Source organism: Arthrobacter sedimenti (genome assembly GCF_042652025.1).
Lineage (GTDB): Bacteria > Actinomycetota > Actinomycetes > Actinomycetales > Micrococcaceae > Arthrobacter > Arthrobacter sedimenti.
This window is the reverse complement of record NZ_JBHSDQ010000002.1, coordinates 156229-180424: the sequence shown is the minus strand read 5'-3', so window position 1 is coordinate 180424 and position 24196 is coordinate 156229. Positions and strand designations below refer to the sequence as shown.

The window sequence follows — 24196 nt, the reverse complement described above, 5'->3', positions numbered from 1 at the left end:
GTGGGTCGGCTTGGTTGTGAAAAATTCGGTCTATTTCACCATGTACAACTTACCCGAGGACGCCCCTTCAAACCTTAACGGGGCCCCGCATTACCCCGGTGAGAGCAGGATTACAGCGATGGAGAACGGACGACGGCGGGCTGGGCACCCGGGTGCCCCGCCCGCCGTCGCTCCTTCCCGCCCTCAACGGACGCCGGAAGGGCCCTAAGTCGCTTTCTGATATCTCACTACTGTGTACAAACTTGACTGGTAACGATAAATTCGCTGAGTCACTTCCCGATCCCGGGCCCAACCCCGTTCAGACAGGACACCAATGACACGCACCAGGTCTCTGGCCTCCGGCCTCCTCACTCTCTCGGCGGCGGCAGTGCTGGCTCTCGCTTCCGCCGGCGGGGCCGCCGCTGCCCCTGCTCCGTCCGACGGAAAGCCAACCCCGTCCGTCGCCAGCGTCACCGTAGACGCCGGCGGCTCGGCAGATTACTGGACCCCCGAGCGGATGCAGAGTGCCGTCCCCGGCGACACCCTGGCCGGCAAGGCACTGGAACGCGGCAACCGTTCCAGCGCCCTCCTCGTGGAGAAGGGAAAGCCTGCCACCACCAAGGGAACCAAGGGCAAGCCCACCATCGCCAAGAGCGAGAACCCCGTCTCGCACATTGGCAAGGTCTTTTTCACCATGGGCACCACCAACTATGTGTGCTCCGGAAACGCCGTCTCCTCGGACAACGGCAGCACCGTAGCCACTGCCGGACACTGCGTGAACGAGAGTGGCGCGTACGCCACGAACTTCGTGTTCGTTCCGGCATACGAGAACGGCAATGCGCCGTACGGCAAGTGGGCCGCCAAGGCCCTTTACGCGCCCAGCCAGTGGGTCAGCAACGGCGACATGACCTATGACACGGGCTTCGCGGTTGTGAACCCGGATGCCAAAGGCCACCTGCTGACCGACGTCGTCGGCGGCTCCGGCGTGGCCTTCAACGAGGCACGCGGACTGACCTACACGTCGTACGGCTACCCTGCCGCCTCGCCGTTCAACGGCGAAACCCTGTATAGCTGCACCGGCACGGCCTCTGCCGACCCCAACAACCCGCAGTTCGGCACGCAGGGCATCCCCTGCGACATGACCGGCGGTTCCTCCGGCGGTCCGTGGTTCATCGGCATCGGCTCCGATGGCGTCCAGAACTCCATCAACAGTTACGGCTACAACCGCAACCCCGTGATGTACGGCCCGTACTGGGGCTCCGTCATCGAGTCCACCTACGCCCATGCAGCAGCCTCCTAGCAAACCCCAGCCGGATGACGACGATTCCGTCAGCCACGTGGACCTGACCCAGTCGGCCGAGGAAGTCCTCGAGTACTGGACCAAGGAACGGATGGCGGCAGCCAAGCCCCGGGAAATCCGCCTTCCGGAGCCCGGCTCGCGCCCGGCCGACCAAGACTAAGCAAGCACAACGACGACGGCGCCCGTCCCCTTCGCAGGGGCGGGCGCCGTTGTCGTTTGCGGTGGGTGGGCCCACGCCGCCAGGTTCCCTGGCCAAGCGTGGGATTAGTGGAAGAAGTGGCGCGCTCCGGTGAAGTACATGGTGATGCCGGCCGCGTTGGCTGCCGCGATCACCTCTTCGTCGCGGACGGAGCCGCCGGGCTGCACCACGGCGCGGACGCCGGCGTCGACCAGGATCTGCAGGCCGTCAGCAAACGGGAAGAACGCGTCTGAGGCTGCCACTGCGCCGCGCGCCCGCTCCGGTGCGCCGGCACCGCTGGCATTGGAGGCACCGCCGGCACCTTCGACGTCGGACTCCACCGTGACGCCCAAGGTGTTGGCCCGCTCCACGGCCAGGCGGCAGGAGTCCAGGCGGTTGACCTGGCCCATGCCGATGCCTACCGCCGCGCCGTTCTCGGCGAGCAGGATGGCGTTGGACTTCGCAGCGCGGCACGCGGTCCATGCGAAGGCGAGGTCCGCGAGGGTCTTGTCATCGGCGGCTTCACCGGCCGCGAGCGTCCAGTTGGCGGGGTTGTCGCCGTCGGCGTCCACCTTGTCCGTCACCTGGACCAGCATGCCGCCGGAGACCTGGCGGAACTCCGTGGGGTACCGGCCGTAGCCCTCGGGCAGGGCCAGCAGGCGGATGTTCTTCTTCTTGGACAGGATTTCCACGGCCTCGGGCTCGAAACCGGGGGCGATGACCACCTCGGTGAAGATGTCCTTGACGGTGTTGGCCATGTCGGCGGTGACGGTGCGGTTGGCAGCGATGACGCCACCGAATGCGGACACGGGATCGCAGGCATGGGCCTTGGCGTGGGCATCGGCGATGGGGTCCGCAGCGTCAGCGGAACCAACGGCAACACCGCACGGATTGGCGTGCTTGATGATGGCGACGGCGGGCTCGGCGAAGTCGTAGGCGGCGCGCAGTGCGGCGTCGGCGTCAACGAAGTTGTTGTAGCTCATGGCCTTGCCGTGCAGCTGGTCAGCCTGGGCGATGCCCATGGGCGCAGCCTTGTCCACGTACAGTGCGGCCTGCTGGTGCGGGTTCTCGCCGTACCGCAGCACCTCGGAGCGCTCCAGCGACAGGCCGGCGTAGGCGGGCCAGTCGATGATGCCGTCGCCGTCCTCATCCAGGAACTGGCTGGCGGTCCAGGTGGCCACGGCGTTGTCGTAGGCGGCAGTGTGCGCAAATGCCTTGGCGGCGAGGCGGCGGCGGGTCTTCAGGTCGAAGCCGCCGGCGGCAGCAGCCTCCACCACCTGGCCGTAGAAGGAGGGGTCAACCACAATGGCGACGGCGGCATGGTTCTTGGCTGCCGACCGCACCATGGCGGGGCCTCCGATGTCGATCTGCTCCACCACGTCGTCCTGGGCGGCGCCGGACTTGACCGTCTCGACGAATGGGTAGAGATTCACCACCACCAGGTCGAACGCTTCGATGTCCATGCTGGCGAGGGTCTCCATGTGCGCCGGGACACGGCGGTCCGCCAGGATGCCGCCGTGGACACGGGGGTGCAGCGTCTTGACGCGGCCGTCCAGCATCTCGGGTGAACCCGTGACCTCCTCGACCTCCTGCACGGGAATGCCCGCGGCGGCGATCTTCTTGGCCGTGGAGCCGGTGGAGACGAGCTTCACGCCAGCGGCGTGCAGGCCCTTGGCGAGCTCCTCCAGACCGGTCTTGTCGTAGACCGAGATCAGGGCCCGGCGGATGGGTACACGGTCAATGGATACGCGTTCATGCTGCGTGAAGCTCACAAATGTCTCCGTCTTATCTCGCGGAACGAGGCCGCGGTTGGTGGGGATAGGGCCAGTTTATCGCGACGGGCACGGTTGCCCCGTGTGTCTGCCGGAGTGTGAACCCGGTGGGGCCGGGCTAGAGTTTCAACAGGAGGCGGCGATGAATACTTACACCACTGTGCCCAGCGGCGAACAGGTGGTTCAGGAACTGCCCTGGCGATGGAAAGTCCAGGGCAGGATCTTTCTGGTGGGGGGCCTTGGCTTCATGTTTGACGCCTGGGACGTGACCCTGAACGGCATCCTGATTCCGCTGCTGTCAAAGCACTGGTCCCTCTCCGCAGGCGAGGCCGCGTGGGTGGGCACCTCGAACCTGATCGGCATGGCCCTGGGCGCCTTCATCTGGGGAACCATCGCGGACACGGTGGGACGGAAGAAGGCCTTCACGGCCACCCTGCTGCTGTTCTCGGTGTTCACGGTGCTGGGCGCGTTCGCCCCCGACTTCATCTGGTTCTGCGTCTTCCGGTTCATGGCCGGCTTCGGCCTGGGCGGCTGCATACCCGTGGATTACGCCCTGGTGGGTGAGTTCACGCCACGGAAACAGCGGGGGAAAGTGCTCACCGCCATGGATGGCTGGTGGCCGGTGGGTGCTGCCTTGGCCGGCTTCGTCTCAGCGGGGCTGGTGGCCCTTTCCGGCGACTGGCGCCTCACCCTGCTGGTGATGGTCCTGCCCGCACTCCTGGTGTTCTGGGTGCGGAGGAGCGTGCCCGAGTCCCCGCTGTTCCTTATCCGGAAGGGCCGCCGGGAGGAAGCGGCCCGGATCATCGACGGGTTGGTGGAAGCCACCGGCGCCGAACCCCGCGCGTACAGCCTCCCCGATGCCAAGGACGTGCCGCGGCTCTCCGCAGGCAGTGCCTGGACCCAGTTGCGCTCCGTGTGGCAGTTCAACTGGAAGATCACCACGGCCGCCTGGGCCCTGTTCTTCAGCATCCTGCTGGTGTATTACCTGTCCCTGACGTGGATGCCCCGGATCCTGATCGGCGCCGGCTTCGCCGAGTACAAGGCGTTCGTCACCACTGCCTCCATGGCCGCCGTCGGATTCCTGGGCGTGGTGGTGGCGGCCCTCCTGGTGGAACGGGTGGGGCGCAAATGGATCCTTGCCATCACCGGTCCGCTGTCCGCGCTGACCTTGGTGATCGTGGCGTTTGTGGTGGACATCCCTACGGCCGCGGTGTTCTGGCTGCTGGTGTTCGGGTTCGTGGTGCAGGTGGCCATCCCGGTCCTGTACGCGTACGTCTCTGAGCTCTACCCCACCGAACTGCGTGGTACCGGGTTCGGCTGGGCGTCCACGTTCTCCCGGCTGGGTGCGGGCTTTGGGCCGCTGATCTTCGCGAACTACTTCTGGCCCGAACTGGGCCTGGCCACGTCGTTCGCCCTGGCAGGAGCCCTGGTCCTGGCAGCGGTGCTGTGGATGGGGTTCTTCTCCCCCGAAACCCGCCAGCGCCGCCTGCAGTAGCCGGAGATCGCGACGCGGCTGATCCTTTTCGACCCGCAGATTCCTTCCCGCGCACCTTATTTGGGGCGCGCAAGGGAATTTGCGCAGCGAAAGTGGAGATGCGCGTCGAAGGAAGGGGCTACGAGGCGGAAAACGCGGGGTCCGCGGCGAGCGTGGCCAGGGTGGAGACCAGGAGCCGGCGCTCCACCACCTTGATGCGCTCGTGCAGGGTCTCCTCGGTGTCGGAGTCCTCGATGGCCACCGCTTCCTGGGCGATGATGGGTCCCGTGTCCACGCCGGCGTCGGCCCAGTGCACGGTGCAGCCCGTGACCTTGACCCCGTACGCCATCGCGTCGCGGACACCGTGGGCTCCGGGGAACGCCGGGAGCAGCGCAGGGTGGGTGTTGAGGTACCGGCCGTTGAACGCATCGATGAAGCTGGGGCTGACGATCCGCATGAACCCGGAGGAGACCACAACGTCCGGCTTGTAGGCGGCCACGGCGTCGGTGAGCGCGGCGTTCCAGTCGACGCGTTCCGGGTAGGCCTTGAAGTCCACCACAAAGGTGGGGATTCCGGCGGCAGCAGAACGTTCGACGCCGTACGTCCCCTGACGGTCGGCGCCCACCGCCGCGATTTCCACGTCGAGCTCCCCCGCCTTGACGGCGTCAATGACGGCCTGGAGGTTGGACCCGGTTCCGGAAACGAGGACGACGATACGCATTGGACCAGCTTAGGTGCACGCTCGCGTACGCTGGAAAACATGAACAGCGAACCGGGCCGGAGCGGGCAGCAGCAGGTCAAACCCCCGCTCAGCGAGGGGGCCAAGGCTTCCCTTGCCAAGACCCGCACCCTGTTCCGGATGTTTGTTGTCTCGGTCCTCGGCGCGTTCTTCGTGTACCAACTGGATGTCGGATACCTCTGGCTGGCGACACTACTGACCGCCGTCGGCCTGGTCCTGGGGGTTTTCCTGCTGGTGCGGAGCATCCGGTTGAGGGAATCCAAGCTAGTCCTCTTCGGCACCATTTCCGGCCTGGTCGTTGCGGCCGTCATGGTGCTGTTTATCGTCACCACATTGGTCCTGTACGACCAGGTGCGTGACTACCAGGCCTGCCTTGGCCGGGCACTGACGGACCGGGCCACCCATGCGTGCATGGCGCAGTTCCAGGACGTTCTGCCCACCAAGGTGCGCTAGGCGGGAATTGGGTCCTAGTGGACCAGCTCGGCGTCCCGTTCCACGGCGCTGCCCTTCTCCCGTTCCAGCCACGGTCCGGCCGCGTAGCCAATGACGACGCCGATGCCCACCTCCGCGGCCACCCACAGTCCCGTCCACAGCGGGTCAGGTCCGATGTCCGTCAGGCGGCCAAGGCCGGCTGAGCCCTTGGCGATCCAGGCCAGGCCCGCGGTCAGCAGACCGGCAGCCAGCCCGGCCAGGACTGCGAGTACCAGGGTTGAGGCGCTGGCCGTGAACCAGCGGGCGTGGATCTTGATGGCGAGCCATTCGTCAAAGTGGTTCTCGCCCTCGCGGAGGAACCACCACCCGGCCATGACGCCTGCCAGCACCGGGACCACCAGGGCCACAAAGGCGTAGTCGAGGGATCCTGACGGGATGGCCGACAGGACGGGGATGGAGGGCACCGGCCCGACGGCGGTGGCCAACGGACCGACGTGGGAGCCGGCTCCCATGGCGAAACCGGCGCCGGACGTCCAGGCGAGGGCAAAGACGACAAGGTTGGGCAGGAAGCCGAGCTGTGCGATGGTGAGGGCCGCGCCTCCCACCGGCCCGGCGTCGAGCGCTTCGTAGACGGACACTACGAGGTTCCAGTGGATGAACAGGTCGACTGCCAGGAGCGCAGCGGCCAGGGTGAGGGCGGACATCACGGCCACGAATCCGGCTTTCGCCACAGATGCGAAGTACGAGCCGGCCCAGCGGGAATGCTGGCTGGTCCGCGAGATCCAGTCAACGGCGTCGACGCCGATGAGCCGGCTCCACGAACCTGCTTCCCGTCGTGCCCCGATCACCATGCCCAGCCCGTACGGAATCAGGGGAATCAGCAGGGCGTACCAAAGATTGATGATGACATCGGCAGTGCGGCAAACAAACCCGGTGGCCACGCCGAAGGCCGCATAGACCAGCCATGACCCCAGGAGCGCCTGCCACAGTTGGTCGGTGTAGGAGGCACGGGCCAGCCGGCGGCCGGCGCGCCAGGCAAGCAGGAACGGGATGAGAGTGAGGCCCAGGGGAATCAGGCTCAGCATGCCGGACCCGCCATGGGTTGCCGCCTCCGGTCCGGCGCCGGCAAGTTCCAGCGGCACGCCGTGGACCAGGAGCCAGGACTGGCCGGCCAGCCTGGCGAGGACCTCGAACTGCCCATTTTGGAAACCGGCGGTGGCCCACACGGCAACGATGGGCGCCACCACCACCAGCGCGGAAATGACGGCCGCCTGCGCCGTTTCAAGGGCACCCTGCAGCCACAACGGCATGGGAAGGCCACGGTCTCCGGTCTGATCAGCGCGCAGTTTCATCGTGTTCCATGGTGTCACGGAGGTCGCGCCGCGCCCGCGAACGACAGGCTCAGCGGCGGCACTGATCATCAAGCCAATGCCCCGCGGCCCGGCGCTTTTTAGGGGGCACGGCCGTAAAATTGGTAGAAACCAACACCCGCCGCCCCGCTGAGGGGGTACTGCGATTTCTGCTGGCCGCCCCGCCTGGTCAGTGCCAGCATTGGACCCGGGTTGTCGTAAGCCGGGAAACAGGAGCCGCGAATGAGAGATGAACCGTAAGTTCTGAAGATATTCGTCCTACTGGCTGGTGCAGTCACAGCTGTCAGCGCGGCTGCACCAGCATCTTAAAACGGTGCGGCGCCGGGAGCCTCCAAGTAGGTTCCCGGCGCCGTTCACCGTATCAGGGCTGCTGCTCCAACCAGCGTGCCCAATGGAACAAGGGGACCAGGTCCCCCGTCCCCATCAGCGACGTGCGTCGCCGTCGGTGTCGATGTGTTCCTTGCGGACTTCCTCGTTCACCGTCACGTCGTCACGGACGGTGTCCTTGTCCAGCCGGACCCGCTCCACCGGAACGGCTTCCTTCTCCACCACCGGGCGCTCCTCGTGGAGGACCACCTCGTGCTCTTCTTCGCTGATGGCAGGTCCGTCGAGGGCGGCACCGCGGTTGGCATCGGTGATGGGCTCGCGCTCCACGCGGACCTCTTCACGCTCCACCGGGATGGTCTTGGTGACATTCTCGGTGGTGACGTACTTCCGCAGCCGTGCGCGGCTGGTCTCCTGCCGCTCCGTACCCACGTGCAGCTGCTCCTCGGATCGCGTCATGGCGTCATCCGTGGTGGGGCCGGAGGTGTCGTGGCCAACGGTTCCGCGGGACTCGGTATCGCGCTCGGAGCGGATGCCGGCCGTGGGGGTGCCTGCATTCAGGTCGGCATCGCCCTGCAGGTCGGCGTCGGTCCTGGTTCCGGAGCTCGCAATGTCGGATGTCGAGTATCCGGAGGTCGCCTCAGTGTAGGTCTGTGCACCATTACGGTCGTAGTAGGTGTAGAGCCGGTCCTCTTCCTCGGGGCTGAGGTGGCCGTCGGCGTCCACGCGGGGAGCATCCTTGACGTGTTCCTTGCTGTAGGGAACCACCAGATCCTCACCCTGTTCGTGCGCGCCTTCTACCGGCACAAAGGACTCGGATGTACCGAAAAGGCCCGTCTTCACGGTGACCCATGTGGGCTCACCCGTGTCGTCATCTGCGTACAGCTGGCCGATCGATCCGATCTTAGAACCGTCGGAACCAACGACGTGGCCGCCCTTGGTGAGCAGGTTTTCAAGGTTTTCCCTGTTAAGCATGACGTCTCCTTGGATTGTCTTTGCACTGGGTACGCCAGCAATGGATCTTGTGGACCGGGGCTTACTCCCGACGCCCAGTTCCTGCCCCGTTGCTTGAGGCTCTGCGCTGACTGCCCCACTACCGTAAGCATGCTTAGCATCGAATGCCAAGCCTACTTAGTAATTTTTTTGGATCCGGATGCAGCTGTTCACCCCTGCTTCTCCTCCGGGTCATGCTTTCTCCCCCGTCATTTCAAGGAAGGCGCCCACGGTTGAGGGGTGAGGATCGCAATTGTCGCTGAATCATTTTTGCCGTTGATGAACGGTGTCACGCATTCCATCCTGCGGGTCCTGGACCATCTCCAGGAGCGGGGTGACGACGTCCTGGTCATCGCCCCTTCCGCCCATGACGGGGAGCCGGCCGTCCAGGTCAAAGGTGCTGAGGTGCACAGGCTTCCGGCGGTCCCGCTGGCCGGTTACACGAATGTCAGGGTGGCGTTGGGCGGTGTGTACCGGGTCAAGCGAATCCTTGCCGAGTACGCGCCCGACGTGGTGCATCTTGCCTCTCCCTTCGTGCTGGGATGGCGTGCGGCGCAGGCTGCCAGCCAGCTGGGAATTCCCACCGTGGCCGTCTACCAGACGGAGGTCCCCAGCTACGCCGCCCGTTACGGCGTGCCTTTCCTGGAGAACTGGGCCTGGACCAGGGTGGAGAACATCCACCTGCTGGCCACCCGCACCCTGGTGCCTTCCACGTTCGCGCTGAACCAGTTGCGCGGCCGGGGCATTCCGCGGGTCCGGATGTGGCGCCGCGGTGTGGATACCGCGCGGTTCTCGCCGGAAAAGCGCGACGACGGCTGGCGGGCTTCGGTGGCCCCCAACGGCGAGCGGATCATCGGCTACGTAGGCAGGCTTGCGGTGGAAAAGCAGGTGGAAGACCTCGCGGCCCTCGCCGGCATTCCCAACACACGGCTGGTGATTGTGGGGGACGGACCCCAGCGCCAGGCCCTCGAGTCGGCACTTCCCGGCGCACTGTTCACCGGCTTCATGGACGGTGAGGAACTGGCCCGGACGGTGGCATCGTTCGATCTGTTCGTCCACCCGGGCGAGTTCGAAACCTTCTGCCAGACCATCCAAGAGGCCATGGCATCGGGTGTGCCGGTGGTGGCTACAGGTCGGGGCGGCCCCTTGGACCTGGTGGAAAATTCACGGACCGGGTGGCTTTACAAACCGGGCGACCTCTCGGCCCTGCGCGCCCGGGTGCAGGACCTGATGGGTGACGACGCCAAGCGCCGGGCCTTCGCATCCGCCGCGCACGCCTCGGTCCAGGACAGGACATGGCCGGCGCTCTGCTCAGAACTGATCCACCACTACGAAGAAGCCATCGCGGCGGCCGGACCGGTGCCGGCAGGCTCAATCAGCACCAAGGGAGCGAACCTTTGAAAATATCTGTGATCGGCTGCGGCTATTTGGGCGCCGTCCACGCCGCAACGCTGGCATCCATGGGCCACTCCGTAGTGGGCATCGACGTCGATCCCGGCAAGGTGCGGCAGCTGGCGCTGGGCACCGCGCCGTTCCACGAACCAGGGCTGGACGAACTCCTCCAGGACGGCCGCACCACCGGGAAGCTGCTGTTCTCCACGGAACCGGCGGACGCCAAGGATGCACAGGTGCACTTCCTCTGCGTGGGGACGCCGCAGGAAAAGACGTCCGACGCCGCCGACCTCACCTTCCTGGTCTCCGCAACGGAAGCGATGCTTCCGCACCTGTCCGCGGGGGCCGTCGTCGTGGGCAAATCCACTGTCCCGGTTGGCACGGTGGACCTGCTGGGCGCCATCCTGGCGCCGCGGCCCGACGTGCTGCTCGGCTGGAACCCGGAATTCCTGCGGCAGGGCACGGCTGTGAAGGACTCGCTGGTGCCGGACCGGCTGGTGTACGGCGTGGAGGGCGGACGGTCCGCTGCCTTCAGCCCCGTCACCGGGTCGCCGGTGGGGGTGACCGCGGCGCTGGATGCTGTCTACGAACCGCTGCTGGCCGCCGGAATCCCCCGCCTGGTGTGCAGTTTCGCCACGGCCGAGTTGATCAAGTCCGCCGCCAACGCGTACCTGGCCACCAAAGTCAGCTTCATCAATGCGGTGGCCGAACTGTGCGATGCCGCCGGCGCGGACGTAAGCGAACTCAGCGCGGCGATGGGGCTGGACCCAAGGATCGGAAGCCGGTACCTGCATGCCGGCCTGGGCTTCGGCGGCGGCTGCCTGCCCAAGGACATCCGCAGCTTCCGCACCCAGGCGGCCACGCTGGGCGTATCCGCCGTGGAGGACTGGATGCGCCTGGTCGATGGCGTGAACCTCGGCCAGCGTGACCGGACCGTCAGGCTCGCGGCCGAGCTCTGCGGCGGGGCCCTGGCCGGACGATCAGTCACCGTCCTGGGCGCCTCCTTCAAGCCCGATACGGACGACATCCGCGACTCCCCCGCCCTCGATGTGGCGGACCGGCTGGCCGCTGCCGGGGCCCATGTGACGGTCACGGACCCCAAAGCGGTGAACCTTGCCTGGCGGCGCTATCCGCGCCTCCGCTTCGAGGCCTCCACGGAGAAGGCGCTCCAGGACGCCGAGCTGGTGCTGCTGCTCACCGAATGGGACGAATACCGGCGGCTGAGCCCAGCCCTCGCCGGGCGGCTGGTACGACGGCGGGTGGTCCTGGACGCGCGGAACGTCCTGGATGCGGAGGCCTGGCTGGAGGAGGGCTGGGTGGTGCGCGGCCTGGGGACCTCCGCCGGAACCTTGAGCCACGACACCCTGGGCACGGGCACCTTGGGCGCCGGCACTTTGAACGCCGGCACTTTGAATGCGGCTTCGGCACGCTGAGGCCTAGCCCAGGAGCCCCAACTCCGCGAAGGCCAGTGCCACGCCGTTGCCGGCAGGAGCAGCGGTGACCCTGTCCGCCACGGCCAGGACGGCGGGATGGCCGCCCGCCACGGCAATGCCCACCCCCGCGTACTCAAGCATTTCGATGTCGTTGGCGCTGTCGCCGATGGCCACGATGTCCGCACGGTCCAGGCCAAGCCGGGCCTCCACCACCTGGATGCCCACGGCCTTGTGCGTGCCGGCCATGAAGATCTCCCCCGCACGCTCACCCAGGGCTGACAGCGAACTGGGGATCAGCCCCACCTTAGGGCCGAAGGTTTCCATCAGTCGGGTCAGCGGCACCGGTGAATCGAAGCACGAGATTTTGGCGTAGGACGTTGCCCGGAGGTCGTCGCTGTACTGCATCGGGCCCAGGATGTCCTCGAGCGGATCCACATCGGTGCTGAGGACCCCGTCGTGCTGTGGACGGCCGGCGAAGATGGGGCCCAGCACCTCCCGCAGCCGCCGGTCCACTCCCGTGCGGCCGTGCAGGGCCTCCGGAGCTTCCAGAATGTAGGCGGCATGGTGGGCGTCCAGGGTTTCCACAATGCGTGCGGCGAGATCCGGCTCGAACCGCGCGTCCTTGAGGACCTCGCCGTCGACTTCCACCCTGGCTCCGGCGCCCGTGATGGTGCCGTCAAACCCGGCGTCCAGGATGTGTCCCGGGACCATCGACAAGGGGCGCCCGGTGCAGACAAAGACCAGGTGGCCCAGCTTCCGGGCCATTCGCACAGCGTCCACGTGCGCTTCCGGCGCTAAACCGTGGTCGGCGTAGGTGCCGTCGATGTCGAGGAAGATGGCACGGGTCCTGGCGGTTTGGCGGTGCATGCCTGCGCTCCTTGGTCTGTTGCCGGAGCTGCCATTTTATCGAAGGCCACAGGGCCGGCAGCACGCCCAACCGCTGCCGGGCGCAGCGGAAAGGCGCGCTTTTGGGGCCCGGCAGCAGGCCCAGGCGGTGCAGCAGCGGGACCCGCAAGCGGATCTCCGCTTATAAGTTGCGCATTTCCGCCGGAAAAGTGACAGTCATCCTGTGATATTCAAAGCCTTGCAGAATAGTAAGCCTGCTGATTGACTATTCACACCGGAAATGGGGACCCGGCACAACTTACTGACAAGGAGTGGCAACATGGGCATTATCGGTTTTCTTATTTTGGGCCTGATTGCTGGAGCCATTGCAAAGGCCATCCTGCCGGGCCGCCAAGGTGGCGGTTGGCTGGTGACCATGGTCCTCGGCGTTGTCGGGGCCATCCTGGGCGGCTGGATCGGCTCGCTGATCTTTGGCGGCGGCCTGGCGGAATTCTTCGACCTCAGGACCTGGCTGCTGGCCATTCTCGGCTCGATCATTGTGCTGCTGATCTACGGCGCCGTCACCAACCGCAGCGGCCGCCGGGTGTAGCCCTTCGACATAATCCGTGAGAAAAGAAGCGCCGGACTCCGAAAAGGAGGCCGGCGCTTCTTACGTCCGCACGTGCAGTGCCAATTTGCAGTCCCGCTTTCCCGCCCTATTTCCGCCGCGGCCTTTATGATGGCGAAGGGGTGGTGCAATGACCGGTTTTCCAGACCGTGGCAACAATGTGGCATTACAAACTTTCGGCGTGGTCATGGACGCGAGTCCGGACGCGCTGTTGGCTTTGGGCGGTGACGGCACTGTCCTGGCGGCCAACCCTGCGGCGGCAAGGCTGTTTGGCCTTCAGCAGGACTCCTTCACCGGCCTGGACCACCGGATGCTGTTCGCGCCGGGATCCCGGGACCAGGTTGCCCAGCTACTGCACCAGATCCTTACCCGGCCCGGGGAGTCCGCACCGCCCAGGGACGTAACCGGGCTGCGCGGAGACGGGACAGAGTTCCCCCTGGAACTGGCCGCGGCGCTCCTTCCGGGACAGGAGACGGCTGCCGACGCCGGTGCCAACCCCGGCGGGGCGGATGCCGGCCGGGCAGAGCCCACACGGCTCCTGCTCTCAGCCCGCGGAACAGCGCACCGCGCAGCAGCGGACGCAAACCTGCGCGATGCGATGTCGCTGCTGACCGCCACCCTTGAGTCGACCGCCGACGGCATCCTGGTGATGGGCATCGACGGGCGGGTGGCCGGATTCAATGAAAAATTCCTGTCCATGTGGAGCCTCCCGCCCGAGATTCTGGAAGCGGACAGCGATGCCCCTGCGCTGCGGCTGGTCATGGCGCAGGTGGCAGACCCCGTATCGTTCACTGCGCGGCTGGGTGAACTCCAGGACGACCCCACCGCTGAGAGCCACGATGTGGTGGAACTGCGCGACGGGCGCACCTTCGAGCGCTATTCCCGGCCGCAGCGGGTGGGCGAGAAGATCGTGGGCCGGGTGTGGAGTTTCCGCGATGTGACTCCCCGGCGGAAAGCGCAGGAGCAGGCACACCGGGCCATGATGGACCTTGCAGTCCAGGCTGAAAAGCTGCGGGCCATGGCGTTCCAGGACCCACTGACAGGGCTCGCGAACAGGGCTGTGTTCAACGATGCCCTGGCCGAGGCGCTGCAGGAACCCCGGCTGAAAACAGTGGATGTCCTGCTCCTTGACCTGGACGACTTCAAGGAAGTCAACGACATCCTTGGCCACCAGGCAGGCGACGACATGCTCATCGAAGTGGCCCGCCGGCTCCGCGGGTGCGTCCCCACAGCGGATGTGGTGGCCAGGCTTGGCGGTGACGAATTCGTGGTGCTCCTGACGGCCTGCCCCGATGCGGACGCGATCGCGGCATGTATTGTCCGCTGCCTGCACGTCCCCGTGACCATCAGCGGCACCGTCCTCCGGCCCAGCCTCAGCCTGGGGGTCGCCTCGCTGGGCCAGGACAGCGTTGGTCCCTCTGAACTGCTGCGGCACGCCGATATTGCCATGTACGCGGCCAAAGCTGCAGGCAAGAACCGGTTCCTGCGCTTCCACCCGGACATGATGCAGGCACTGGTGCAGCGCACGCACATGGAGAGCGGGCTGCAGCTGGCCGTCCCGCGCGGCGAGATCACCGTGGACTTCCAGCCGATCGTCTCCCACCGCATGGGCCAGGTGGTCCAGCTGGAGGCGCTGGCCCGGTGGGACCGAGGCGGTGAGCGGGTGCCGCCGTCGATCTTCATTCCACTGGCCGAGCGCACCGGGCTGATCGGCGAGATCGGTGCCGAAGTGATGGCATCGGGCATGGTGCAGCTGGCCCGCTGGCTCAGCGAGGATCCGTCCCGGTCACTGGCCGTGAACGTTTCCGGGGTCCAGTTGCAGGAACCGGATTTCGCCGAGGCTGTGCTGCGGCTGGCGGAGGCGAGCGGCGTGGCGCCCTACCAGCTGGTCATGGAAGTCACCGAGAGCGTCTTTTTCGACGCCGACTGCAGCCTGATCCAGCAGCTGAGCACCCTGCGGGACGCCGGAGCCCGGGTGGCCCTGGACGATTTCGGCACCGGCTATTCCTCCCTCGGCCGGCTGCAGGACCTGCCAGTGGACACCGTCAAAATCGACAAGACCTTCGTGTCCATGGTGCGGACCGGCAACGAGCGGCTGCCCATCCTCAGCTCGATGATCAACATGGCACACAGCCTGGGCCTGACAGTTACCGCGGAAGGAATCGAGACCGCGGCACAGGCTGACTACCTGACGGCGTTGGAATGCGATTCGCTGCAGGGCTACCTGTTTTCGCTGCCGGAACCGGGCGAACGCCTTGGCCAGGCGCTCCACCACGCGGAAGAGGCCCTGAACGCCCTGAAGGGGCGGTGAGCGGAACCGCTTTGGAGTTAGGCTGCTTCCTTGCGGCCGGGGCGCGGCTTGGTGGACCCAGGTGCGGAACCCTTGGGCGGTGCCGGCTCGGCAGGTGCGGAGGCAGCGGAAGTGACAGGGTCCGACGGCGCCGTCTCGTCAAATTGCCCGGCGGCAGGTTCGGTTCCGGTTGCCGCAAAGGCGGCAGATGCCGGGGCAGCGGCGCGGTTGCGGCGCCAGCGGCGGATGAGGTCGGCGGCGGCGAGCAGCCCTGCGAGGGGGGTCAGCACGGCGGACGCATAAACGAAGAGCATCCAGGTCAGCGTGGTCAGCGGCGGCTGGTTGTTGTTGAGCAGGGACAGCCCGCCAAGCAGGCCGACGATCCAGAACAGCAGAACGGCTGTCAGCACGGCACCGGCGGGGAAATACTGGTTGGTCACGACTTTTTTCAGGGTTTCCATGCACTTCCTCCTGCCTGGCCGGGGGGATCGGCAAAAGCCGTTCAAAGACAAGTATGGGGCCCGGTCAGCACGAAACCGGGTAAGACGACACGGCGAGTGATGAACCTAACGCAGCCACCCGCCGTCGTACGTATCCCTGGTCCGAAAAGGCGGCCCGGAAACCCTTCCCCCAACGGAAACCGCCTAATACCGTAAAGCCTGTCCGCTCGACTTATGGAGGCTCCCATGCGCAATATCACCGCCGGCCTGTTCCACTCCGTGGACGGGGTGGTGTCCGAACCTTTCAAGTTCCAGTTCGACAGCTTTGACGAGGAGCTGGGCGAAGGACTGACCAGGATGATGAACAACGTGGACACCGTGGTGCTGGGCCGGGTCAGCTACCAGGAGTGGGCGGACTACTGGCCGAACGCCTCCACGGACCAGGACTTTGCGGCCTTCATCAACCCGGTGGAGAAGTTCGTTGCCTCGCGCACGCTGACCGAACCGCTGGAATGGCAGAACTCCCAGTTGATGGATGCGCCGCTTGAGGAGTTCGTGGCTGGTTTGAAGGAGCGCGACGGCGGGGAAATCGCCGTGTGCGGAAGCATCTCCGTGGTGCGGCAGCTGCTGTTCGCCGGGCTGCTGGACTCGCTGCAGCTGATGACCCACCCGGTCATCGCCGGGAGCGGCCGCCGGCTGTTCGAGGACGGAGACCCGCTGACCCGCCTGGTGCTCCAGGACCAGAAAACCACCAGCAAGGGCAACGTGCTCAGCACCTACGGGGTGCGCGGCGAGTAGCTTGCCGGGCTTAGGCGGCCAGCGGTGACCCGAACAATTCCTCTGCCAGCCGCGCCAGATGCTCCGGGATATCGGCTTCCGCCCCGTGTTCACCGCGTCCCAGGAAGACGGCGGTGCCGCGGATGCCGTCAAGGTCCAGGCCGCATTCGTGCATCAACTGCCCGGCCCGGAAGTTGACCGGCAGAAGCATGCTGACGCTTTCGGCATTCAGGTAAACGTGCCAGTCACCGCGGATCACCGACTCCAGCGGGCCACCCACCAGGGCTTCCAGTGCCTGCAGGTCCGCTGCCACCTGCTCGATGCGCATGGGTTCTGAATTGCCGGCCGGTACTACAAGCGCTGTGTAAGTTCTGTTGTCCATCGTTCTGTCTCCAATGGGTTTAACACTTGAGGGGACGGCGGTGTTCCCGGATGGTCCGGCACCCCTCAGAAACGTACGACGACGGCGCTCCCCCGGCACCGTCGTCGTACCTTCCCCGTGGGGCGCGTAAAATGAACCAGTCATGCACTGTTCCTACTTTGATGCCGGTACCTGCCGCTCCTGCACCCAGATGGGCAGGCCCTACGGCGAACAGCTGGCCGGCAAGCAGGCGCACTGCCAGACCCTCCTCTCCGAACACACGGACCTCGAGTGGCTGGAGCCCGTGGCCAGCCAGGAGTCCGGCTTCCGCAACAAGGCCAAGATGGTGATCGGCGGGACGGCGCAGAACCCCACCATCGGGATCCTGGACGCCGACGGCCACGGCGTGGACCTGCGCAAATGCGGCGTCTGCTCCCCCGGCCTGCGGGCCGTGTTCCCGGTCCTTGCTGGCTTCATCCGCCGGCTGCGCCTCACCCCTTATGACGTTCCGAAGCGCACCGGCGAGCTCAAGCACGTCATCCTCACCGAATCCCCGGACGGCGGGGTCATGCTCCGGCTGGTGCTGCGCTCCGAACAGGTGCTGCCGCGCATCCGCAAGCACCTTCCCGACCTCCTGGCAGCCCTGCCGCAGGTGAAGGTGGTATCGGTCAACCTGCTCCCCGAGCACAAGGCAGTCCTGGAAGGCGAGCGCGAGATCCTGCTGACGGAGCAGGCCACCCTGGACATGCGGGTCAACGGCATCAACCTGCATCTCCGCCCGCAAAGCTTCTTCCAGACCAACACGGAGATGGCTGGGGCGCTGTACCGGCAGGGGCGCGAATGGGTCAACGAGCTGGCACCGGCCTCGGTCTGGGACCTGTACTGCGGTGTGGGCGGCTTCGCCCTGCACAGCGCCGCCTCCTCCCGCACGGTGACGGGCATCGAGGCCAGCGGCGAAGCCATCGTTTCCGCCCGGCTCAGCAGCGACGAAGCAGGGCTGGAGGGGATGGAGTTCCAGGCCGGTGACGCCACGGCGTTCGCGCTCGCGGCGGAGCAGTCGCCGGAGCTGGTGATCGTGAACCCGCCCCGGCGCGGCATCGGCAAGGAGCTGTGCGGCTGGCTGGAATCGTCCGACGTGCAGCACGTGGTCTACTCCAGCTGCAACGCCCAGTCCCTGGCCCGCGACCTGGCCGCCCTTCCCTCCTTCACCGCACGGCGGGCCCGGGTGCTGGACATGTTCCCGCAGACCACGCACTACGAGGTGATGGTGCTGCTGGAGCGGACTGCGTAGGCATCAACGTTCGGCAGGCTCAGGAGCGGGCGCGTTCGACCGCGGCCGCGCTGGCTTCCCGCCCGATGCTCCGGAGCCCGGCAGCCACCCCTTCAGCGTCGGCGGCCGAGCGGTTCTGGCTCAGTTTCTCCTTCGCGTCGATCCGGGTAATCACCAGCTCCACGCCCACAATGGCCCGCAGCTGCCCGGCGATGTACTTCTCAGGGGCATCGTCCACAGCCCACGGATCCTCCCGCCCGCCCTCGTGCAGCCCGGTCAGGTGCCGGACATGCCGCCCCAGCCAGCCGGCGTCGTCGTGGACCACCAGTTCGCCGTACACGTGCGCGGTGCTGTAGTTCCAGGTGGGCACCACCCGGCCGTGCCCGGCCTTCGAGGCGTACCAGGACGGTGAGATGTAGTCGTCCGGCCCCTGGATGATGGCGAGCGCCTCGCCTAGTGGCGCGAGAGACCATTGCGGGTTGTTGCGCGCCATGTGGGCCTGCAGCGCCCCGTATCTCCCTATCGCGGGGTTGAAGGCGAAGGGCAGCAGCGTTGCGAGCAGGCCCTGGTCCGTCATGGTCACCAGGTTGGCTGCGCGGGGACTTGCCAGGAGGTTCTGGACGGCTTGTGGGCTTGCGGCAAAGAGGGCAGGAATGTACATGTCGAAGTCCTTTCGGTGGTCAGGAGATTGGTTTGATCCGGACGCGGACGGCTGCGGCTGCGCAGAGGATGACGGCAAGGGCGCCGATGACGGTGGTCCAGGTAAGGGCCTCGCCCAGCAGGAGGGCCGCCCAGCAGATGCTCATCACGGGCTGGAGCAGCTGGATCTGGCTCACCTGCGCCATGGGGCCGATGGCCAGTCCGCGGTACCACGCGAAGAAGCCCAGGAACATGCTCACCACGGCCAGGTAGCCGAAGGCGGCCCACTGCACGGGAGTGGCCGATGGCGGCTGGTCCAGGGCCGAGACCACGGCCAGCACGATCATGGCTGGCGCGGCGAGGACCAGCGCCCACGCGATGGTCTGCCATGATCCCAGATCGCGGGCCAGCAAGCCGCCTTCCGCATACCCCAGCGCCGCACAGGCCACGGCGCCGAGCAGCAGGAGATCGGCCCAGTGCAGGTGCCCCACTCCGCCGGACTGCAGGAACGCGAAAGACACCGCTGCCAGCGAGCCGAGCAGCATCACCGCCCAGAAGGCGGGTCGCGGCCGCTCACCGGTGCGCAGGATGGCCGCCGTTGCAGTGGCGGCCGGCAAGAGGGCGATGACCACCGCCCCGTGACCCGCAGGGACGGCGGTAAGTGCATACGAGGTGAGCAGCGGGAAGCCGACGACGACGCCCGCGGCCACGAGTGCGAGGCGCAGCCATGTGCGGGGTTGCGGCAGCCGTTGGCGGGTGAGGGCCAGGGCTGCGGCGGCGAGGATTGCCGCCACCACGGCACGGCAGGAACCGATGAACAGCGGCGGGATTCCGGCGACGGCTACCCGGGCGAAGGGAATGGTGAAGGAGAAGGCCGCAACACCCAGGAGGCCCCACCAGATTCCGGTGGCTCTGCGGACTGCAGCGGAACTATTGAGTCCACCGCTGTCGGGCGGCAGTACCACTGGGTCATCCACGTCAGTAGCGCTACTATGTTCTTTCATGAATAACGATAGCAGCTCGCGGATCGTTGTGGCACTCCGCGGCTGGATTTCGAACGTCGCCCCGGGAGCCCGGCTGCCGTCCACGCGGCAACTGGTGGCCGAGTACCAGGCCAGCCCCGTAACGGTGCAAAAGGCGCTCCAGGCGCTGACCGCGCAGGGGCTGATCGACAGCCGGCCGGGCGTGGGAACGTTCGTCCGGGCCGTGCGCACCGCACGGCCGTCGGACTATGGCTGGCAAACCGCTGCGCTGCGGCCGCCGTCGTCCCCGCTGCCGCCGTCGTCGAGCACCATGCGCAACGTTCCCGGCGACGCCATCTGGTTCCACTCCGGCTACCCGGACCGCGAACTGCTGCCCGAGCGGCTGGTCCGCTCCGCCCTGGCCCGCGCCGCGCGCGGCGACGCCGCCCTGTCCAGGCCACCCGCTGCCGGCATGCCCGAACTGCAGCAATGGTTCGCCCAGGAACTGGGATCAGCGACACCGGTGGGCATCACTCCCCCGACGCCGAATGACGTCATTGTGCTGCCGGGAAGCCAAAGCGGACTCAGCTCCATCTTCCGGGCGCTGGTGGGTGCCGGCCAGCCGCTGCTCATCGAGTCTCCGTCCTACTGGGGCGCCATCCTGGCTGCGGCCCAGACCGGCGTGCGGCTGGTTCCGGTGCCCAGCGGGCCGGAGGGACCGGACCCGGCGGACGTGGAGCGTGCCTTTGCCGAGACCGGAGCGCGCGCCTTCTACGTGCAGCCAAACTATTCGAATCCCGCCGGTAGCCAGTGGTCCCGGGGCCGTGGCGACGAGGTGCTGGAGGTGGCACGCCGGCACGGCGCGTTTTTGGTGGAGGACGACTGGGCGCACGATTTCGGCATTGCCTCGGACCCGATGCCGCTGGCCATCAGGGATGATGCTGGCCATGTGGTGTACATCCGGTCCCTGACCAAGAGCGTTTCCACCGCCATCCGCGTCGCTGCCGTGATCGCGCGCGGACCGGCGCGGGAACGAATCCTGGGCCACCGGGCCGCCGAGTCCATGTACGTGAGCGGGCTGCTGCAGGCGGCGGCGTTGGACGTGGTGACCCAGCCCGGCTGGCAAACACACCTGCGCAGCCTGCGACAGCAGCTCCAGTCGCGCCGGGACCTGCTGGCCACCAGCGTCCGCGAGCACGTGCCACAGGCCCACATCGATAACCTGCCCAAGGGCGGACTCAACCTGTGGGTGCGCCTGCCGGACACCACCGATCTTCCCCGCCTGGTGCGGGACTGCGGAGACGCCGGTGTCATCATTGCCGCCGGCACTGAGTGGTTTCCTGCCGAACCGGCGGGGGCCTTCATCCGGCTCAACTATTCAGGCCCGAACCCGGGCGCCTATTTGCAGGGAGCGCGGATCATCGGCGAGGCACTGGCGCGGCAGGGCTAAGCAGGGCGTTGCGGGCAGGTGCATCCGTAACGGAAGGGACTAGTGTTTTCATCAAAGGCACAACCGCGCCACGCACTTTGACCTGCTCTTGCCGTTCCGATGGGAAGAGCCGGCCAACCTTTCATCCAGCAGTCTCGGCGTCGGGGCACGAATAGGTGATCAACTATGGACAACTCCCTACCGCTGGCCGATGAACTGGCCAAGCTCACGGGTCAAGCCGCTGGCGGCTTCCTTACCGAGGAGAGCGCGTCCAAGTCTGTTCAGTCCCTGGCCTACGCCCTCCGCGATTCGATCCCTAACGCGGTAGGCGCCGGTGCTTCAATCATCAACGCCCGTGGGCGCAGGGAAAGTGCCGGTGCCACCGATCCCTTCGTTCTCCAGGCAGACAAGCTGCAGTATGAACTGGGACAGGGACCGTGCCTGAGCGCATGGGCCGAACAGCGGGCCATCATAATCCAGGACACCGCGCAGGAGACCCGCTGGCCCAGGTGGACTGCTGCGATTGCGGGCCTTCCGCTGCGGTCCGTGCTCAGTGCCCCGCTGACCACTGAGGGAAGGCGGATCGGTGCGCTAAAGGTGTACTCGCCGTCGCCCATGGCTTTCGATGATCATTCCGTCTTCCTGATTGAGCGGCTGGCCGGGCCTGCGGCCGCCCTGCTCGGCAGCGTGCGGGACCGGGAGGCAACACAACGGCTGAGCGCGCAACTCGTGGAGGCCCTTGCCAACAGGGACATGATCTCGCAGGCCCAGGGCATCCTGATGGAGCGGCTGGGCATTGTCTCCCGCGAGGCCCTGGAAGTGTTGCTGGCCGCCTCCCGGAAAGAGGGCAGGCCACTGCAGGAGATAGCACGCGGGATCCTCGACGGTACCTCCGGCGAGTAGGACCGCCCTGTGGACGAATCAGCCAGCCCTTCAAAGCAGGCGCAGGCAACCCGCGAAGCCATGCAGGAATCCGGGATAACCCTCAGTGCAGTCTGGATGCGCTATTTCAGTTTCACGGGGGCGGCCGGCGAGTACGAGATTGACGCCTACCTCAATGGATCGCTGGAACTGCCTTCCCATGAACGGGACCTCGTGGCGCATGCGGTCAACGAACTCATCAAGGAGCTGCCGCCCCGCCGTATGGCGCCCTACAGCCCCAACGGCAAGAAGCCCGGCCACGGCCCGGACCCAACGCACGACGGGGCGAAGGGTGCACCGCACAGCGAATCCCCGGACGGGTCACAGGACGGAAATTGACGCCAACCCGCCGTCTCTGAGGGTTGCCCAAGGAATAAATCAAGATTTGCGCTTAACCCAGTTCTCCCCCGGCGGACGAAGCTACGCTGGCCGTGCATCCGCATCCAGCACACGCATTTGGGGGACAACTATGCCCGGCTTCCACAACTTTTCCCTGCCCTCTTCACGCCGCCAGGAAGACACATCCCCGGCAGTATCTTCACTGCGGAAGGGGACCAGTAAGGCGAAGGGCGCCGGGGCCGCTGCCGCCGTCGTGCTTCTCCTGGCCGGCTGCGGCGCACCCCAGGCCGCGCTGACCTCCGCTGCCGGACCCGCCACCGACGCTGCCTCCGCAACCCCCACGGCGACTCCCACCGCCAGCGCCCGCGTCGCCAACACGCCGTGCACGGCTGTCAACGCCCAGCAGGTCGCTGGCGGCACGAGCTACGTATGCACCAAGGACGAGTCCGGCAGGCTGGTGTGGCTCGAAGCCGCCGAATCCAAGCGGGTTACCGACAAGATCGCCGCCGCGGAGGCAGCGAAAGCGGCGGCAGACAAAGCAGCAGCGGAGAAGGCGGCGGCAGACAAAGCGGCCGCCGATAAAGCCGCGGCAGACAAGGCAGCAGCAGACAAGGCCGCTGCCGACGCTGCAGCAGCCCAGCAGGCCGCCGAGGCGAAGGCGGCCCAGGAGGCGGCAGCAAAGGCAGCCGCGGAGGCAGCTGCGAAGGCCGCCGCCCCTCCGGCTCGCGTGGCACCAGCCGTTCCGGGGACCAATCCGGGCTGCGACCCCAACTATTCAGGCTGCGTCCCTATCGCCTCCGACGTGGACTGCGCCGGCGGAAGCGGCAATGGACCTGCCTACGTCCGCGGGCCGGTCCAGGTCATTGGCCGGGACATCTACGGGCTGGACGCGGACCACGACGGCGTGGGCTGCGAATAACGGCCTGTTCAGGTGAACGCCTTGACCAGTTCCCCGCTCTTCTCCCACAGTCCGCGCGCCAGCACGGCGTCGTACGCCTGGGGGCTGGCCTTGGCCAGTGCGCGTTTGGCGTAGTAGGCGCCGGAAATCCAGTCCGTGCCCGCGGTGCCGTTGATGAGCCACAGCATCGTGTCGGCACCCTGGTCGGGGCTGAGCATGAACCGGTTCAGCAGCGTGGTGTACACGTGCCGGAAGGGGCTTGAAGACTCCGCCGCGAAGTTGGTGCGGACCACGCCGGGGTGGAACGCCGCCGTCGTAATGCCCTCTTCGTGGAAGCGCCGGTGCAGCTCGGAGGTGAACAAAATGTTGGCCAGCTTGCCGGTGCCGTAGGCGCGGTTGGTGCTATAGCCGTGCTCGGCCGCGAGGTCGAAGAGGTCCAGCTTGCCGAAGTTGTTGGCGGCGCTGGAGGTGTTGATCACCTTCGCGTTGCTGGCAGCGAGCGTGTCCATGAGGAGGCTGGTGAGCAGGAACGGCGCCAGGTGGTTGACCTGGAACGTGGATTCATTGCCGTCCACGGTGAGGGTGCGCTTGCCCATGATGCCACCCGCGTTGTTGGCCAGGACGTCGATGCGCGGGTAGTTGGCCTTCAGTTTCTCCGCGAGGTCGCGCACCTGTGCCAGGTCGGAAAAGTCGGCCAGGTAATGGTCCGCGCCGATGTCTGCGGCCAGGGCCCGGGTCTTCTCTGCGGAACGGCCCACGACGACCACCTGTTCCCTTGCCTTTGCCAGCGTCCGTGCCGCTGCCGCTCCGATGCCGTCGCTGGCGCCGGTGATCACAATGGTGCGAGGAGTCAAGGGGTGTCCTTTGGTCGGCGGGCGGCGCACCGGCGTGGCGCACCAACGGGCATAACGACGGCGGTGCGGCAGGTGTTCCCACCAGTCACGTCAGGGCCACCCGCAGTTGGCTCTTGCAGCTGGCGCGGGAGCTGCTGGAACGTTCGGTGGAGTTCATATAAGTAGGACATATTCAGT

General features: G+C 66.6%; 24 protein-coding genes. 14 read left to right on the top strand and 10 right to left on the bottom strand.

From position 1 onward, the window contains the following. Window positions 1-313 precede the first annotated feature (313 nt). Together ACFO0G_RS06180 and ACFO0G_RS06175 are read left to right on the top strand one after the other, a co-directional pair. Window positions 314-1279 carry a trypsin-like serine peptidase gene (locus ACFO0G_RS06180; protein ID WP_376976817.1) on the top strand — a complete coding sequence of 322 codons (966 nt, stop codon included), beginning with the start codon at window positions 314-316 and terminating at the stop codon, window positions 1277-1279. After that, window positions 1263-1439: a hypothetical protein gene (locus ACFO0G_RS06175; protein ID WP_286402703.1), complete on the top strand. Its 177-nt coding sequence runs from the start codon at window positions 1263-1265 to the stop codon at window positions 1437-1439. The genes ACFO0G_RS06180 and ACFO0G_RS06175 overlap by 17 nt, the downstream gene beginning before the upstream one ends. Before the next feature lie 104 nt (window positions 1440-1543). On the opposite strand, the gene purH is transcribed toward ACFO0G_RS06175, so the two are convergent. Continuing rightward, window positions 1544-3229, bottom strand: a complete 1686-nt coding sequence (purH, locus tag ACFO0G_RS06170; protein ID WP_376976816.1) for a bifunctional phosphoribosylaminoimidazolecarboxamide formyltransferase/IMP cyclohydrolase — start codon at window positions 3227-3229, stop codon at window positions 1544-1546. Window positions 3230-3371: 142 nt separating this feature from the next. Here purH and ACFO0G_RS06165 point away from each other — a divergent pair, with 142 nt between their 5' ends. Continuing rightward, on the top strand, window positions 3372-4724 hold the full coding sequence (locus ACFO0G_RS06165; RefSeq protein WP_286402699.1) for an MFS transporter: 1353 nt from the start codon (window positions 3372-3374) through the stop codon (window positions 4722-4724). A 118-nt stretch (window positions 4725-4842) separates the two neighbouring features. Here ACFO0G_RS06165 and purN read toward each other — a convergent pair whose 3' ends face one another. Continuing rightward, window positions 4843-5424, bottom strand: a complete 582-nt coding sequence (gene purN, locus ACFO0G_RS06160) for a phosphoribosylglycinamide formyltransferase (protein WP_286402698.1) — start codon at window positions 5422-5424, stop codon at window positions 4843-4845. A 39-nt stretch (window positions 5425-5463) separates the two neighbouring features. Here purN and ACFO0G_RS06155 point away from each other — a divergent pair, with 39 nt between their 5' ends. Beyond that, complete coding sequence (locus tag ACFO0G_RS06155) at window positions 5464-5895, top strand: hypothetical protein (RefSeq protein WP_376976815.1); 432 nt, start codon at window positions 5464-5466, stop codon at window positions 5893-5895. A 14-nt stretch (window positions 5896-5909) separates the two neighbouring features. Here ACFO0G_RS06155 and ACFO0G_RS06150 read toward each other — a convergent pair whose 3' ends face one another. Both ACFO0G_RS06150 and ACFO0G_RS06145 read right to left on the bottom strand, forming a co-directional pair. Then, a complete protein-coding gene (locus tag ACFO0G_RS06150) occupies window positions 5910-7226 on the bottom strand; it encodes a cell division protein PerM (RefSeq protein ID WP_376976814.1) in 1317 nt (438 codons plus the stop codon). A gap of 441 nt (window positions 7227-7667) precedes the next feature. Beyond that, window positions 7668-8543: a PRC and DUF2382 domain-containing protein gene (locus ACFO0G_RS06145; RefSeq protein WP_286402694.1), complete on the bottom strand. Its 876-nt coding sequence runs from the start codon at window positions 8541-8543 to the stop codon at window positions 7668-7670. Window positions 8544-8801: 258 nt separating this feature from the next. On the opposite strand from ACFO0G_RS06145, the gene ACFO0G_RS06140 reads away from it, so the two are divergent. Together ACFO0G_RS06140 and ACFO0G_RS06135 are read left to right on the top strand one after the other, a co-directional pair. Further along, window positions 8802-9962 carry a glycosyltransferase family 4 protein gene (locus ACFO0G_RS06140; RefSeq protein ID WP_376976813.1) on the top strand — a complete coding sequence of 387 codons (1161 nt, stop codon included), beginning with the start codon at window positions 8802-8804 and terminating at the stop codon, window positions 9960-9962. Beyond that, complete coding sequence (locus ACFO0G_RS06135) at window positions 9959-11386, top strand: UDP-glucose dehydrogenase family protein (RefSeq protein WP_376976812.1); 1428 nt, start codon at window positions 9959-9961, stop codon at window positions 11384-11386. The genes ACFO0G_RS06140 and ACFO0G_RS06135 overlap by 4 nt, the downstream gene beginning before the upstream one ends. A 3-nt stretch (window positions 11387-11389) precedes the next feature. Here ACFO0G_RS06135 and ACFO0G_RS06130 read toward each other — a convergent pair whose 3' ends face one another. Beyond that, window positions 11390-12253 carry an HAD hydrolase family protein gene (locus ACFO0G_RS06130; RefSeq protein WP_376976811.1) on the bottom strand — a complete coding sequence of 288 codons (864 nt, stop codon included), beginning with the start codon at window positions 12251-12253 and terminating at the stop codon, window positions 11390-11392. Window positions 12254-12551: 298 nt separating this feature from the next. Here ACFO0G_RS06130 and ACFO0G_RS06125 point away from each other — a divergent pair, with 298 nt between their 5' ends. Then, window positions 12552-12821, top strand: coding sequence for a GlsB/YeaQ/YmgE family stress response membrane protein (locus ACFO0G_RS06125; protein ID WP_142130751.1), 270 nt, complete (start codon window positions 12552-12554; stop codon window positions 12819-12821). A 148-nt stretch (window positions 12822-12969) separates the two neighbouring features. Further along, window positions 12970-15150 (top strand): EAL domain-containing protein, encoded by a 2181-nt coding sequence (locus tag ACFO0G_RS06120; protein ID WP_376976810.1) that lies wholly within the window; start codon window positions 12970-12972, stop codon window positions 15148-15150. A gap of 17 nt (window positions 15151-15167) precedes the next feature. Here ACFO0G_RS06120 and ACFO0G_RS06115 read toward each other — a convergent pair whose 3' ends face one another. After that, window positions 15168-15590 (bottom strand): hypothetical protein, encoded by a 423-nt coding sequence (locus tag ACFO0G_RS06115; RefSeq protein ID WP_376976809.1) that lies wholly within the window; start codon window positions 15588-15590, stop codon window positions 15168-15170. Between the two features lie 225 nt (window positions 15591-15815). On the opposite strand from ACFO0G_RS06115, the gene ACFO0G_RS06110 reads away from it, so the two are divergent. Continuing rightward, complete coding sequence (locus ACFO0G_RS06110; RefSeq protein ID WP_376976808.1) at window positions 15816-16367, top strand: dihydrofolate reductase family protein; 552 nt, start codon at window positions 15816-15818, stop codon at window positions 16365-16367. 10 nt (window positions 16368-16377) lie between these two features. On the opposite strand, the gene ACFO0G_RS06105 is transcribed toward ACFO0G_RS06110, so the two are convergent. After that, window positions 16378-16728, bottom strand: coding sequence for a DUF3846 domain-containing protein (locus ACFO0G_RS06105; protein WP_286402680.1), 351 nt, complete (start codon window positions 16726-16728; stop codon window positions 16378-16380). A gap of 142 nt (window positions 16729-16870) precedes the next feature. On the opposite strand from ACFO0G_RS06105, the gene rlmC reads away from it, so the two are divergent. Beyond that, window positions 16871-17998: a 23S rRNA (uracil(747)-C(5))-methyltransferase RlmC gene (gene rlmC, locus ACFO0G_RS06100; protein WP_376976807.1), complete on the top strand. Its 1128-nt coding sequence runs from the start codon at window positions 16871-16873 to the stop codon at window positions 17996-17998. A gap of 19 nt (window positions 17999-18017) precedes the next feature. Here the strand turns inward: rlmC and ACFO0G_RS06095 are convergent, their stop codons facing one another. Together ACFO0G_RS06095 and ACFO0G_RS06090 are read right to left on the bottom strand one after the other, a co-directional pair. Beyond that, window positions 18018-18638, bottom strand: coding sequence for an FMN-binding negative transcriptional regulator (locus tag ACFO0G_RS06095; RefSeq protein ID WP_286402676.1), 621 nt, complete (start codon window positions 18636-18638; stop codon window positions 18018-18020). A 19-nt stretch (window positions 18639-18657) separates the two neighbouring features. Then, window positions 18658-19620: a DMT family transporter gene (locus tag ACFO0G_RS06090; protein WP_376976806.1), complete on the bottom strand. Its 963-nt coding sequence runs from the start codon at window positions 19618-19620 to the stop codon at window positions 18658-18660. Between ACFO0G_RS06090 and ACFO0G_RS06085 the strand changes: the two genes are divergently transcribed. The 4 genes from ACFO0G_RS06085 (at window position 19619) to ACFO0G_RS06070 (ending at window position 23186) form a co-directional block, all read left to right on the top strand. After that, window positions 19619-21028, top strand: a complete 1410-nt coding sequence (locus tag ACFO0G_RS06085; protein ID WP_286402673.1) for an aminotransferase-like domain-containing protein — start codon at window positions 19619-19621, stop codon at window positions 21026-21028. The genes ACFO0G_RS06090 and ACFO0G_RS06085 overlap by 2 nt on opposite strands. Before the next feature lie 165 nt (window positions 21029-21193). Further along, window positions 21194-21910 carry a GAF and ANTAR domain-containing protein gene (locus tag ACFO0G_RS06080; protein ID WP_286402672.1) on the top strand — a complete coding sequence of 239 codons (717 nt, stop codon included), beginning with the start codon at window positions 21194-21196 and terminating at the stop codon, window positions 21908-21910. 9 nt (window positions 21911-21919) lie between these two features. Further along, a complete protein-coding gene (locus ACFO0G_RS06075) occupies window positions 21920-22267 on the top strand; it encodes a hypothetical protein (RefSeq protein WP_286402671.1) in 348 nt (115 codons plus the stop codon). Between the two features lie 130 nt (window positions 22268-22397). Beyond that, window positions 22398-23186, top strand: a complete 789-nt coding sequence (locus ACFO0G_RS06070) for a hypothetical protein (protein ID WP_376976805.1) — start codon at window positions 22398-22400, stop codon at window positions 23184-23186. 8 nt (window positions 23187-23194) lie between these two features. Here ACFO0G_RS06070 and ACFO0G_RS06065 read toward each other — a convergent pair whose 3' ends face one another. Next, window positions 23195-24019, bottom strand: coding sequence for an SDR family NAD(P)-dependent oxidoreductase (locus ACFO0G_RS06065; RefSeq protein WP_376976804.1), 825 nt, complete (start codon window positions 24017-24019; stop codon window positions 23195-23197). Window positions 24020-24196 lie beyond the last annotated feature (177 nt).